12 protein-coding genes are annotated in these 12,201 nt (G+C 58.2%); 7 read left to right on the top strand and 5 right to left on the bottom strand.

Going from position 1 to position 12,201, the window contains the following annotated elements; translation table 11 throughout:
• The first annotated feature begins 100 nt into the window (after window positions 1–100).
• The 4 genes from QMK58_RS16205 to QMK58_RS16190 all read left to right on the top strand — a co-directional run bounded on the left by QMK58_RS16205 (window position 101) and on the right by QMK58_RS16190 (window position 5,063).
• Complete coding sequence (locus QMK58_RS16205) at window positions 101–1,453, top strand: coniferyl aldehyde dehydrogenase (RefSeq protein ID WP_320395031.1); 1,353 nt, start codon at window positions 101–103, stop codon at window positions 1,451–1,453.
• Window positions 1,454–1,482: 29 nt separating this feature from the next.
• Window positions 1,483–2,565: a Zn-dependent alcohol dehydrogenase gene (locus tag QMK58_RS16200; RefSeq protein WP_053159242.1), complete on the top strand. Its 1,083-nt coding sequence runs from the start codon at window positions 1,483–1,485 to the stop codon at window positions 2,563–2,565.
• Window positions 2,566–2,714: 149 nt separating this feature from the next.
• Window positions 2,715–3,908, top strand: coding sequence for an acyl-CoA dehydrogenase family protein (locus tag QMK58_RS16195; protein WP_053159244.1), 1,194 nt, complete (start codon window positions 2,715–2,717; stop codon window positions 3,906–3,908).
• A 12-nt stretch (window positions 3,909–3,920) separates the two neighbouring features.
• Window positions 3,921–5,063, top strand: a complete 1,143-nt coding sequence (locus tag QMK58_RS16190) for an acyl-CoA dehydrogenase (protein ID WP_320395030.1) — start codon at window positions 3,921–3,923, stop codon at window positions 5,061–5,063.
• Between the two features lie 58 nt (window positions 5,064–5,121).
• Here QMK58_RS16190 and QMK58_RS16185 read toward each other — a convergent pair whose 3' ends face one another.
• Window positions 5,122–5,811 carry a tetratricopeptide repeat protein gene (locus QMK58_RS16185; RefSeq protein WP_320395029.1) on the bottom strand — a complete coding sequence of 230 codons (690 nt, stop codon included), beginning with the start codon at window positions 5,809–5,811 and terminating at the stop codon, window positions 5,122–5,124.
• Window positions 5,812–6,201: 390 nt separating this feature from the next.
• Here QMK58_RS16185 and QMK58_RS16180 point away from each other — a divergent pair, with 390 nt between their 5' ends.
• Window positions 6,202–6,600, top strand: a complete 399-nt coding sequence (locus QMK58_RS16180) for a hypothetical protein (RefSeq protein ID WP_320395028.1) — start codon at window positions 6,202–6,204, stop codon at window positions 6,598–6,600.
• Window positions 6,601–6,690: 90 nt separating this feature from the next.
• Here the strand turns inward: QMK58_RS16180 and QMK58_RS16175 are convergent, their stop codons facing one another.
• On the bottom strand, window positions 6,691–7,272 hold the full coding sequence (locus QMK58_RS16175; protein ID WP_320395027.1) for a hypothetical protein: 582 nt from the start codon (window positions 7,270–7,272) through the stop codon (window positions 6,691–6,693).
• A 241-nt stretch (window positions 7,273–7,513) separates the two neighbouring features.
• Between QMK58_RS16175 and QMK58_RS16170 the strand changes: the two genes are divergently transcribed.
• On the top strand, window positions 7,514–7,696 hold the full coding sequence (locus QMK58_RS16170) for a hypothetical protein (protein ID WP_053159252.1): 183 nt from the start codon (window positions 7,514–7,516) through the stop codon (window positions 7,694–7,696).
• Between the two features lie 678 nt (window positions 7,697–8,374).
• Here the strand turns inward: QMK58_RS16170 and QMK58_RS16165 are convergent.
• Window positions 8,375–8,989: a LysE family translocator gene (locus QMK58_RS16165; protein WP_320395026.1), complete on the bottom strand. Its 615-nt coding sequence runs from the start codon at window positions 8,987–8,989 to the stop codon at window positions 8,375–8,377.
• 221 nt (window positions 8,990–9,210) lie between these two features.
• Here QMK58_RS16165 and QMK58_RS16160 point away from each other — a divergent pair, with 221 nt between their 5' ends.
• The gene (locus tag QMK58_RS16160) at window positions 9,211–10,368 is read left to right on the top strand and encodes a DUF1254 domain-containing protein (RefSeq protein WP_053159256.1); all 1,158 of its coding nucleotides are present in this window, start codon (window positions 9,211–9,213) and stop codon (window positions 10,366–10,368) included.
• A gap of 125 nt (window positions 10,369–10,493) precedes the next feature.
• On the opposite strand, the gene QMK58_RS16155 is transcribed toward QMK58_RS16160, so the two are convergent.
• Both QMK58_RS16155 and QMK58_RS16150 read right to left on the bottom strand, forming a co-directional pair.
• On the bottom strand, window positions 10,494–11,051 hold the full coding sequence (locus tag QMK58_RS16155) for a lipocalin family protein (RefSeq protein WP_053159258.1): 558 nt from the start codon (window positions 11,049–11,051) through the stop codon (window positions 10,494–10,496).
• 200 nt (window positions 11,052–11,251) lie between these two features.
• Window positions 11,252–12,151: a LysR substrate-binding domain-containing protein gene (locus QMK58_RS16150; protein ID WP_320395025.1), complete on the bottom strand. Its 900-nt coding sequence runs from the start codon at window positions 12,149–12,151 to the stop codon at window positions 11,252–11,254.
• Window positions 12,152–12,201 lie beyond the last annotated feature (50 nt).

Raw genomic sequence — 12,201 nt, 5'->3', positions numbered from 1 at the left:
GGGTGGCGGCGTCTCGCCAGGAATGATCAACCATGCAGCCAGACCCCACGCATGGTTGCCTGAGCGCGGCCGCGGCCTGACAAAAACAAGAGAGGTAATGATGAGCGCCATCGAGAGTTCGCCGAGTACCGACATCCGCGCGATCCTGGAAAAACAGCGGGCGGCCTTCCTGGCTCGCGAACCCTACAGCTTCGAAGAGCGTTGTGAGTTGCTCGACCGGGCGATCGGCTTGCTGGTCAATCATGAACAAGAGATTGTCGATGCGTTGACGGCTGACTTCGGTCATCGCAGCCCCGGGTTCTCCAAGGGCAGCGAGGTGCTGTCGCCACTGGCCACGCTCAAGCAAACCAAAGCCGAGCTGGCTGAGTGGATGCGCCCGGAAAAACGTCAGGCCCGGGCCGGTGAAGCCTGGGTGCAATACCAGCCGTTGGGCGTGGTGGGCATTGTCACCGCGTGGAACGTGCCGGGCTACATGGTGTTCAGCGGCTTGGCCGGTGCCTTGGCGGCCGGTAACCGGGTGATGATCAAACCGTCGGAGTTCACCCCGCACACTTCGGCACTGATCGCCCGGTTGATCCGTTCGGTCTATGCCGAAGATGAAGTGGCGGTGGTCCTGGGCGGCGCCGAGGTCGGTCAGACGTTCTGCGGCCAGCCGTTCGATCATCTGCTGTTCACCGGCGCCACCAGCATTGGCAAACACGTATTGCGCGCCGCGGCGCAAAACCTCGTACCGGTGACTCTGGAGCTGGGCGGCAAGTCGCCGAGCATCATTTCCCGTAGCGCCGATTTCAAGGATGCGGTGGCCAAGGTGGTCATCGGCAAACTGCTCAACGCCGGTCAGCTGTGTGTCGCCCCGGACTACGTTTTCGTGCCGCAGGAGTCGGTGCAAGCCTTCATCAGCGTGGCCAGGGCCGTGGTCGCCAGGTTCTTCCCCACGCTCAAGGACAACCCCGAGTACACCTCGATCATCAATGCCCGTCATTTCGAGCGTTTGCAGGGCTACCTGAAGGAAGCGCGGGAGGCCGGTGTCGAGCTGATCGAACTGAACGCCGCCGCTGAAGACTTCAGCGACGGTGCACGCAACAAGATCGTGCCGACCCTGCTGCGCAATCCCGGTGACGACTTGCAAGTGATGCAGGACGAAATCTTTGGCCCGCTGCTGCCGATCACACCCTACGAAACCATCACCGATGTGATCGCCCGGATCAACGCCCGGCCCCGGCCGCTGGCGCTGTATTACTTCGGCAACGACGCCGCCGAAGAAGCGCTGGTACTGACCCGTACCTGCTCCGGCGGCGTCACCCTCAATGGCGTGTTGAGTCATGCCAGCACCGAAGGTCTGCCGTTCGGCGGCGTCGGTCAGAGCGGCATGGGTGCCTACCACGGCATTGATGGCTTCCGCACATTCAGCCACGCCAAAGCGGTGTTGCGCTCAGCGGCCAACCCGGCCTGAACCCACAACATTCTTGAGAGAGAACTGCCATGAAAGCTGCCGTATTCCATCAAGTTGGAGCCCCCCTGGTCATTGAAGAAGTGGGCATCAGTAAACCGGGCCCGCGTGAGGTGTTGATCCGTACAAAAGCAGTGGGCGTCTGCCATTCCGATTTGCACGTAATCGATGGCTCGTTTCCGTATCCCGGCCCGCTGGTACTGGGTCACGAGGCCGCCGGGGTGGTCGAGCAGGTAGGCTCCGAGGTGCGCTCGGTCAAGCCCGGTGACCATGTGGTGACGTGCCTGACCGTGTTCTGCGGCCATTGCGACCACTGCGTCACCGGCCATCTGGCCCGCTGCGTGTCCCCGGAAACCAAGCGTGGCAAGGATGAAGAGTCGCGCCTGACTTACGTGCAAAAACCGATTCCGCAGTTCGTCAACCTGTCCGGTTTCGCCGAGCAGATGCTGGTGCACGAAAACGCCTGCGTGGCGATCCGCCGCGACATGCCGCTGGACCGCGCCGCATTGCTCGGCTGCGCCGTCACCACCGGCACTGGCGCGGTGTTCAACACCGCCAAGGTACGTCCGGGCGAAACCGTGGCCGTGATCGGCTGCGGTGGTATCGGCCTGGCCGCGATCAACGGTGCGGCGCTGGCGGGGGCAGGGCGGATCATCGCCATCGACATGCTCGACTCGAAGCTCGAGCTGGCCAAACAGTTCGGTGCCACCGACGTGATCAATGGCCGCGATGGCGACGCTGCCAAACAAGTGATGGAATTGACTCGCGGGGGCGTACATCACGCCTTCGAATGCATCGGCCTCAAGCAGACCGCCGAGCAGGCGTTCGCGATGCTGGCTCGCGGCGGCACCGCCACGGTGATCGGCATGCTCAAACCTGGCCTGAAAATCGAGCTGGACCCGTTGCAGTTGCTGCACGAGCGACGTATCCAGGGATCGCTGATGGGGTCCAACCGCTTCCCGGTCGACATGCCGCGCCTGGTGGATTTCTACATGGCCGGCAAGCTCAAGCTCGACGAAATGATTTCCCAGCGCATTCGCCTCGACCAGATCAACGAAGCGTTCGATGAACTGCGTCGCGGAGAGCTGGCGCGCTCGGTCATCGTTTTCGACTGATACGCCTCGTTACCCCTGTAGGAGCGAGCCTGCTCGCGAGGGTGTGTCAGTCGACAGCAATGCCGCTGATCCACCCTCGCGAGCAGGCTCGCTCCCACTTGGGGGATCAGAGGGATCAGCGCACACCCCAATGCTTTTGGAGTTGATGGATGGACATTGAATTCTCAGTGCACGAACAAGCCTTTCGCGAGGATGTCCGGGCCTTCCTGCGCGACAACCTGCCCAGCGAACTGTCCGAGCGCATCTCGCTGGGCAAACGCCTGAGCAAGGAACACCAGGTGCAATGGATGCAGATCCTCGACCGGCAAGGCTGGCTGGCGCCGGGTTGGCCGCAGGCACACGGCGGCACCGGTTGGAGTGCCGTGCAGAAACATATTTTCGACGAAGAGTGCTTTGCCGCGGGGGCGCCGAAAGTGGTGTCGTTCGGCCTGAAGATGGTCGCCCCGGTGATTATCAAGTTCGGCACCACCGAGCAGAAAGCGCATTTCCTTCCGCGGATTCTTGCCTGTGAGGACTGGTGGTGCCAGGGCTACTCCGAGCCCGGTGCCGGATCTGATTTGTCGTCGCTGAAAACCCGCGCGGTGCGCGAGGGCGATCACTACGTGGTCAACGGCCAGAAAACCTGGACCACGCTGGCGCATTTTGCCGACTGGATGTTCTGCCTGGTGCGCACCGATCCCGAGGCCCGTCAGCAGCGGGGCATTTCGTTCCTGCTGATCGATATGAAAACGCCCGGCATCACCGTGCGGCCGATCATTACCCTCGACGGCGAACATGAAGTCAACGAAGTGTTCTTCGACAACGTGCGGGTGCCGGTGGCGAATCTGGTCGGGCAGGAAAATGATGGTTGGACCTGCGCCAAGTATTTGCTGACCCACGAGCGCACCAGCATTGGCGGGATAGCCCAGAACAAGGCATTGCTCAGCCGGCTCAAGCGTATTGCCAGCCAGGAAGTCCGTGATGGCCGGCCGTTGATCGAAGATCCGCTGTTTCGCGTGCAGATCGCTGAAGTCGACATGCAGTTGATGGCCGCTGAAATGAGCAACCTGCGGACCCTGGCCGCCACACAAAACGGTGATGTGCCCGGTGCCGAAAGTTCGTTCCTGAAGATCAAGGGCACCGAGATCCGGCAGGCCATTACCTACCTGATCAGCAAAGCCGTAGGCCCGTATGCCTTGCCGTTCATTGAGGATGAGCTCGGATATGGTGAGGAGCCCTTGCTCTACACCGACTACAGCAGTGCGGCCACCTACCAGTATCTGGATGCGCGCAAGGCCTCGATCTACGGTGGAGCCAACGAAATCCAGAAGAACATCATCGCGAAAATGATCCTAGAACTGTAAGGCGCCCCGATCATGGATTTCAAACTGACAGAAGAGCAACTGATGTTGCAGGAAACCGCCGCGCGGCTGGTGCGTGACGTCTACGGTTTTGAGCATCGCGAGCAATACCGCCAGAGCGCGCACGGCTTCAGCGCCCCGTTCATGCAGCAATTGGGCGAACTGGGGCTGTGCGCCGTGCCTTTCGCTGAGGCCTATGGCGGATACGGCGGCAGCGGTGTGGAGAACATGCTGATCATGACCGAGCTGGGTCGGGGGCTGTGCCTTGAACCGTATTTGCACTCGGTGATTTTCGCCGGTGGCCTGATCGCCCAGTTGGGCAGCGCAGACCAGAAGGACACGTTGTTGCCGCAGGTCGGCAGCGCCAGCCTGCAACTGGCCGTTGCCATCGATGAGCCGCAGAGCCACTACCGCTTGCAAGATGTTCAGACTACCGCCGAACCGGTAACCGGAGGCTGGCAGCTCAATGGTCGCAAGTCCGTCATCATCGGCGGCCAGAGCGCCGGACTGATTTTGGTGTCGGCACGCACCCACCATGAGACTCGGGACGAGAAGGGCATCAGCCTGTTTCTGGTCGATCCTCAGGCCCGCGGCGTGCGTCGGCGTGTTTTCGATACGATGGATGGGCGCAAGGCCTGTGAGCTGTACCTTGACGACGTGTTTGTCGATAACGATGCGTTGCTCGGCGAGCCGGGGAATGCCTTGCCGGCGCTGCGTTACCAACAAGGCCGGTGCATCGCCGCGCAATGCGCCGAAGCCGTGGGCAGCATGCAAGCGGCCTGCGCGTTGACCCTCGATTACCTGAAGACGCGCCAGCAGTTCGGCCAGCCGATCGGCAAGTTCCAGGTGTTGCAGCATCGCATGGTCGATATGCACATCGAACTGGACCAGGCCATCTCGATGACCCTGCTCGCCGCCTGCGTGGCAGACCAGGCGGACACCGACGAACGCAGCCGCATTCTGGCGGCCGCCAAGTTCATCGTCAGCCGCGCCAGTCGTTTTGTCGCCGACCAGGGTATCCAGTTACATGGCGGCATCGGCCTGACATGGGAGTACCTGTTGTCGCACCATGCCAAACATTTGCTGATGGTGGCCCGTCAGTTGGGTGATGACGATCACCATTTGCAGGTTTTTTCGAAGTTGATGCAGGTGGCGTGAATCAAGTTCCAAAGTGACACGAGCGCCTCGATGGCGCTCTTTTTTCAACTGCAACAACTCAACCGCTTACCAGATAGGCCCCCGCGGGAACCCGATAACGCAGTTTCTTGCATTTGCCGGGGGCAGGCTGCTGACCCGGCGGTCGATCAGGAAACCAGACTCGGCATTTGCCTGGAGGCGGCCTATGGCCGCGGGGAATCTCAGCCTCAGCGTATGCCCGGTCTGACTCGACATTAACCCTTTGCAATGTTCCTTCGCGCGTTTGCGCAGTGGATTGCTCAACAACCGCCATGTCTGCTTCGCGGTGCCGTTGAGTCTGCTCTTGCAACCCCTTCTGTACAGCGACCCTGTCCGCATTGACATTGGGCGGGGTACCTGAAGATTGGGCTTGCTGCGCCGCCTGGATCAATTGGAGGTTGCGGTTGCGCAACTCGACGTTGCGACCCACGCCTATGTTCGAGCGCGCCGCCAGGGTTTCAGCCTGCTGGTACTGCCCCTGCTGAAGACGCAATACACCTAGGTAGTGCAGCGTCGCGGGATTGTTGGGCTGGATATGCAGGGCACGCTCCAGCGTGGCAGCGGCCTGGTCGAGTTGGCCATTTTCATACTGCCGCGAGGCTGTTTCGATCAGGGCGGTTGATGCGCTGTTACTTTGCGCGGGCGTTCTTCGCTCGGCCGCGGCAGAACAAAACGACGCGACGGCGCAGAACACCAGGATGAGACCCGGCAGAACACTCTTGGTTGGCATCAGGGGGCGGACTCGACTGAACTCGGACGGCATCGCAAACAGACCACAGCACTGCTCGGTATTTCCGATACAGCGCCGCTATGACCCGACCAATACCCTGAAGTTCCTGCTGCAACGGCCGTCGCGACCAGCAGCATTTGTTCCACCGCAACATCCAGGCAGGAGGGGCTGCTGCTCTTCACGCCGGGCAGAAGAGGGCAGAGGCAATGGATATCGAAATTGCCAACTTCAAAGGGCACACGCACTGACACCCTTGGCGATTTAAACAGCGGTCGCTAGAACTTTTTCTTGTTTATCGGTCTATCTGGATAGGCATAACGTTCGCTCAGCGCGAGCTCACAGGATCGCGCGTCTACCCCTCCAAATATCATTCAGAGGTTGTCTTCGCTCATGAAATTCCTTGACCCACGCAGGGTGCTGTTCGGCCTGTTGGCGTTCGCGGCATTGGGCTCGGCGTCAGCTACAACGATGAAGGCCTCAACCCCTATTTTGGCCACTGAAGTCGCGGTCGTTGAGGTACCGGTCCAGGCGGCCGCAAACCCTTGGCCGACCTTGGCCAGCAGGGCCGACAGGCAGCAAGGGCCGCTGCTTGCCCATGACGACCGATACTGGCATGACGGTCGTTGGCACGATCGCAGAGACGATTGGCGTCGAGACGACAGGCGTAGAGATTACTGGCGTCGAGAGCAAGCCCGCCGTGAAGCAGAACGCCATCGTGATTGGGAGCGCCACCAGGATCGGGCCATGCGGCACCGCTACGAGGATGATCGCCGCTACTATCGTCGCTAGTGCAACGCCACGGGAGCAATTCGCCTGCGACACGGGCGATGCTCCGCCACGCTGTGAAACCAGGGCTCAAAGAAGTTACCGCCCGAACGTCTACGTCAGCTCAAGTCTCTCTAACGCGTAATCCTTACCGGCCAGGGTAAGTTCAAACGTGGTGGCGCCGAACGTACCCCTTGTCACGTTTTGCCTCACAAGACGTTTAGCCTGGAGTTGCTTCAGGCCGACTTCAACTTCCAGCGTACTGAGTGAGACAAGTTTGCAAACCGAGTTTAAATTTGCAATTTTTCTGAAGTTCGCATGATAGGCCAACGCTTCCATCAGTAGCGTCTGGTTATCGGTCAACTGTGGGAACTGAGGATTGTTCTTTGTGTAAATTTTTCGCTCTATCTCGTGAAGCTCGCCGTGCGTTCCATCCTTGATGCGGGTGTAGTAAATCGCTACGGATAAGGTGCCGATCAAAATCGCGATAATCATCAGCAGCGACCAATTGGGCATGGGTGTTTCCAGTGCAAGCCAATCCCAAAAAAGAAGCAGCCAGCCCGTGGTATCTGCCAACAATGTCAGTTCGAAGTAATTGTCGAGCAGCTTTATGGCAGCCCAAGTGACAAGTAAAACTCCGGCCGAGCAGGCCATTGCCTTGAACGAGATAGGGGATTGCGCGCCTTGTGCTGCCATGCTGCTCGTCTCTGGTGCAGTAACGGATGCTATGAGCATAGCAGTGGAAAAGTGGCGCTATGGATGATCAGACCATCGACTGTTTTGCCATGTCGAGGCATCATCGACCCCGATTTCCAGGTAACTGACAGTGTTTTCAAGCTTCGAATAGCCAAGGGCTTTATTTTCACTGGCAGTCGCTGTGTCGCCGCCATTGATCCACGGCTAGACTGCATCACCTGCGAGAAGCGTTGGAGGCGTCATGAACTACATTCTCTGGATCATTCTTGGTACCAACAGCCCACTGCCGGCACCCGCGGTCGACCATGCCGAATACCAGAATATGGAGGCATGCCAGCGCGCAGCCGATCAGATCAAGGCAGCACTCGACGGGGTGCAGTTCCATGTCCATACCATCTGTACACCCAAGGAAGAGACAAAGTGACTTGGCATCATCGATGCCTCCTTGAGATGTGTGTGATGCATACGTCGCGTTAAAGCTACGAGCTGATTGCAGGCTCCATTGGCGGCCGCAACACCGACTACGACAGGCAGCTGCGCGGGCAGCACAGCGAGGACAGCCCGAACTGTCCTCCGGGGCTCAGGCTTCGGTGACGCGAATCGGTTCTGGGCGATCGGTTGAATGTTTGTGGCCTTTCACGATTTTTTACCTGGGTTCAATCGAGTAACAGCATTTCAGTGTACAGATCTGCAATTTTTCCCATATCGCGGCAATCTCCCACGCGTTGATTGATCACAAAACCGTCGAATGCCATCCACAGGGTATGTGCCAGGAGGCCGTCGCTCCTTTCGCGGCGTTTGGTTGCCGATGATTGCACTGACCGGACTTGGGTATGCCTCAAACCTAGGCTAGCGGGCTGGCTTCCCAACTATCAGTAGACGATGCATCTGGCGCGATGTTTTGCGCCGATTGTGTCTGATAGCGTTCCTTGTCCATGCGTAACTCCCTGTTCGGCTTGAGTGTCGCGCTAGAAACGCGACATGAGGTGAGGAGGAAAAGCGAGATGACTTTAGCCCCCATTACTGGCGCATTAGCAGCGCGGCCATGGCCTGCTTTTGGGCGATAGCGGAGTCTCCCCACGTCTCGCGGTCGATTCAATACTCAGGTCAGCTGTCGTACTCCCAAGCCCAGAATCAGACCACCGCACAGGCGATCAATCACTTTCCGAGCCTTCTGATACGCCGAGGAAATCGTTGGTTGCGACAAAGCCACCGCAACCAGTCCATACCAGGTCAGCGAAACAACCACCACAACCGCCAGCATTGAGACGAAAGTGCTGACCGAGGGGTGGGCGGGGGCTGCTGCTGAAAAGACGGCGGCGTAGAAGGCTATGGATTTAGGATTGCCGATGTTGGTGACGACACCTTGAAAGAAAGATTTCCGGACGCTGCCAGCCGGGCCCTCGCAAGGCCGTAAGGCGGGATGCTTGCCTGCTTTAATGATCAGGCGTACGCCAAACCACATCAGGTACGCCGCACCCATTATCTTCACTACCAGTACCGCCCATGGGAAGGCGGCAAACACAAGGCCTAGGCCTGTGATCGCACAGCCAGACCAGAGCAGGTTCACGGTCACTATACCGGCGACTAAGGCCAGCGCCTCGGCACGTGTCGCGGCTACTGCCTTGTGAACAACGGCGACGAAGTTCGGCCCCGGAACCACTACGCCTGCCAGATAAACCCAGAAAACAGTGAGCACCGCGGAACTGTCGAACATTTCGATCCCTCTTATCGCTGATCGGTATCAGCGTCTGATTGAAGATTTCATCACGTTTTTCGCCGCGAGAGCATCAATGCTAGCGAGCGAAGGGGCCGACAGTCAGACACAGATTCCACAATAAACTCCGATACAGTGACCTTTTATGCTGAGTAAGGCCTGCCCGGCGATGAGGCGGTCAGGGATCGCTATGGCCAGGCGAGGAATACTTCGCGATAAGGGTGGATGTGTGCTGCCACAGTGTCCGCAAGCTGGCTTCACCGTCCGCCAAGGACATGCCCACTGCCAACAATGACACCTACTACATGAGCGCGGTGCTGGATCTGACCGAACCGTATGTATTGAGTGTGCCGGATACCCATGACCACTATTACGTGGTCGACGTATTCAACATGTGGCAAGAACTTGAGCACTATGTCGGGCGGCGCACCACTGGCACCCAAGCTGGAAAGTTCGTGTTAGTGCCGCCAGGGTGGAAAGGTGAATTGCCCAAAGATGCCAAACGTCTTGACGTCACGACCCAGAAAATCTGGCTTTTGGGTCGCATTCAAGTCAAGCAGGGCGAAGATGTCGCGCCGATTCTGGCGCTGCAAAAGCAGTTCAGTGTCGTGCCACTGAGTGGCAAGTCGCACAAGGACGAGACCTTGCCGGCGTTGCCGCAAACAGACGATCCGCTGGGCTTCTTCACGGAGTTGGCCGCGGCGCTCAAGGACAATCCGGTCAAACCTGCTGACGCCGCACTGTTTGCCCAATTCGCCCGTATCGGCCTGACGGAGAAAGGCTTTTCCCCGGATAAACTCAATCCAGCTACGCGCAAGGGACTTGAGGAAGGTTTGAACGATGCGCCCTACGTAGCGATTGCGTCGCTTGCCAGCACGTCAGAAGTGCGCAATGGCTGGAACTGGGTCACCGGTCTGGATAGCTTTGGCTACATCTATCCGCTGCGCGCCATGGTGGCGGGGCCGTATCTCGGCGGCCAGGGTGAGCATGAAGCGATGTACCCGATCCGCTTCACCGACAGCAAAAACCAACCCCTCACCGGCGACAATCAATACGAGGTCAAACTGGCTTCGGCACCGCCGGTCAATGCCTTCTGGTCACTGACCATGTACGACGCCAGCGACAAGATGCTGGTCGATAACGAGATCAATCGCTACAAGGTCGGCACCGATACGCAGGGCCTGAAAGTCGCGTCGGACGGTTCGATCACGATTCCAATTTCCCACAAAAAACCTCAAGGCGAAAATGCCGCCAACTGGCTGCCGGCCCCGCAGGGCGGCTTCTATGTACTGCTGCGTTTGTACCAGCCGAAAGAAGATGTGAAAGAAGATGTATTGTCCGGCAAGTGGCAGTTGCCGCAGTTGAACAAGGTCAATTGAACGTTCGTATGTGAAGATCTGATGATTGGTCAATAGCGCGGCTGACTGTCCGCTATTGGCCGTTCTCTGACACTCACGTCAGGCAGCAATCGGTAGACTGCTGCCTACGGATCATTACAAGTTGACTAGGGCTTGGTCGGATCTGCCGGACGCCAGATTAGTTTGCTGGTGTCATACCCCTGTCGCTGAGCAATCTTTAGCAGCTGTTCGCGTTTGACGCCGTTAATTTCAGATGCGCGTGAAATCACCCATAGATATTCTCGGTTCGGGTGGCCGACCAGTGCGAACTGGTAGGCGGGGTCGTGGTAAAGCACCCAATACTCACCTTTGGTTATTCCTGGTGCAATGCGGCTGAACCAGTTATCAAATTGCACCCACAGTTTGTCTGTCTTACCTGGCTGCTGCGATTCGGCAATTCCGCGTACCTCTTTCCACTCGCCATCCTGTTCCCTGCAACGATTGGTGACGTCAATGCGACCATCATCACGTAGACCATAATGCGCTTCTGACTGCTGGCAATTGCGCTGAAAGAACATAGGCAACCTGGCCTGCTCGTACCAGGTGCCCTGGTATTTTTGCAGGTCGACTTGCATGGTGGTGGGAGGGGGCTCCTGGCTTGAGCCAGCGCACCCAGCGAGTGCCAATCCCAGATAGGAAAGTAGAACGATCTTGCGAATCGACATATAGACCTCCAGGTTGTCAGGAGAAACACGCATGTCATTGGAGGTAGGTGAGAGTGAAAAGTGCTATCGATTTCGTGATGGCGGCGTTCACTGTTGGCACGGGCCGATTGCTGCCTTTCGCGATGGGCCACTATCAACCTATTGCAGCCCTTCATTGGAGCGCCTGAAACAGTACCAAGGGACGTTTTCGTCCCTTGGTTTCAAAAGGTGAAGCCTTTACTCAATAACCGGTGAAGCCTTGACCGAACCCTCATTGGCGGTGTATGAGCCGGGCCAGGCTTCGACAGCAGGAAGAATCTCAGCGGGCTTGGGCAGCTCAATTTATTCAACGCAATCAATTGTCCATTGAATGCATCAAGAGCGTGAATCGCCGGATTCCAGAGTGCGATGCCCAATCCTGAGCGGGCGGCTTCGATTGCCTGGGCGTAGTCACCCATCACCCTGTCGGTGGGCTTCGAAGTCAGGCGTTTACCGTGATGGCTCATCCACGCTCGCCACAGTGTCGTGTCACCGGTGTGTAGCAGCGGAGTGTCCTTTATCAAGGACAACGGCTGTTCGTTCATGGCGAGGACTTCGGGTGACGCCACGGGGCAAAGTGACTCCTCGAACAGTGGCTCCTCGTCTCCGTCATTCCATTGTCCACGCCCGTATCTGATGGCCAGATCGACCTCGCCTGAGGAAAGGCTGGCATTCAGCGCAGAGGTGACCAGTTCGATCCGTAAATCCTGAGTCGTGCCTTCCAGTTCGGTCAGGCGCGGGATCAACCAAAAACGTGCGAAGGACGACGTAGTGGCCAATTTGACGATGGGTAAGGTTTGGCCGGCGGGCCGGGGCTGTCGCGCTTGTTTCAGTTGTTCGAAGGCATGAGCGACTTTGGCCAGCGCGATTTGTCCCGTGGCCGTAACGGTGACACCGCGCGCATGGCGGTCGAACAAGGAGCATTGAAACCATTTTTCAGCCATTTCCACACGTCGGCTGATGGTCGCATGTGTAACTTCCAGTTCCGCTGCCGCTGCAGTGAAAGAACCGGTTCTGGCGGAGGCAAGGGCAGCTTGCAGGGCTTCGAAGGGAGGAAAAATATCGTTTGAGATGTACGTCATATGCACAGCTTATGGATAAGTAGTGCTATAGGTCAACAGCTCAGGGTTTT

Source organism: Pseudomonas sp. P8_241, assembly GCF_034008315.1.
Taxonomy (GTDB): domain Bacteria; phylum Pseudomonadota; class Gammaproteobacteria; order Pseudomonadales; family Pseudomonadaceae; genus Aquipseudomonas.
This window is presented reverse-complemented; position numbering and strand designations above follow the sequence as displayed.

Bases quoted from the DNA above. Each gene is read 5' to 3' on its own strand.
- QMK58_RS16205 (WP_320395031.1), top strand. From the start codon at position 101: ATGAGCGCCATCGAGAGTTCGCCGAGTACCGACATCCGCGCGATCCTG.
- QMK58_RS16200 (WP_053159242.1), top strand. From the start codon at position 1,483: ATGAAAGCTGCCGTATTCCATCAAGTTGGAGCCCCCCTGGTCATTGAA.
- QMK58_RS16195 (WP_053159244.1), top strand. From the start codon at position 2,715: ATGGACATTGAATTCTCAGTGCACGAACAAGCCTTTCGCGAGGATGTC.
- QMK58_RS16190 (WP_320395030.1), top strand. From the start codon at position 3,921: ATGGATTTCAAACTGACAGAAGAGCAACTGATGTTGCAGGAAACCGCC.
- QMK58_RS16185 (WP_320395029.1), bottom strand. From the start codon at position 5,811: ATGCCAACCAAGAGTGTTCTGCCGGGTCTCATCCTGGTGTTCTGCGCC.
- QMK58_RS16180 (WP_320395028.1), top strand. From the start codon at position 6,202: ATGAAATTCCTTGACCCACGCAGGGTGCTGTTCGGCCTGTTGGCGTTC.
- QMK58_RS16175 (WP_320395027.1), bottom strand. From the start codon at position 7,272: ATGGCAGCACAAGGCGCGCAATCCCCTATCTCGTTCAAGGCAATGGCC.
- QMK58_RS16170 (WP_053159252.1), top strand. From the start codon at position 7,514: ATGAACTACATTCTCTGGATCATTCTTGGTACCAACAGCCCACTGCCG.
- QMK58_RS16165 (WP_320395026.1), bottom strand. From the start codon at position 8,989: ATGTTCGACAGTTCCGCGGTGCTCACTGTTTTCTGGGTTTATCTGGCA.
- QMK58_RS16155 (WP_053159258.1), bottom strand. From the start codon at position 11,051: ATGTCGATTCGCAAGATCGTTCTACTTTCCTATCTGGGATTGGCACTC.
- QMK58_RS16150 (WP_320395025.1), bottom strand. From the start codon at position 12,151: ATGACGTACATCTCAAACGATATTTTTCCTCCCTTCGAAGCCCTGCAA.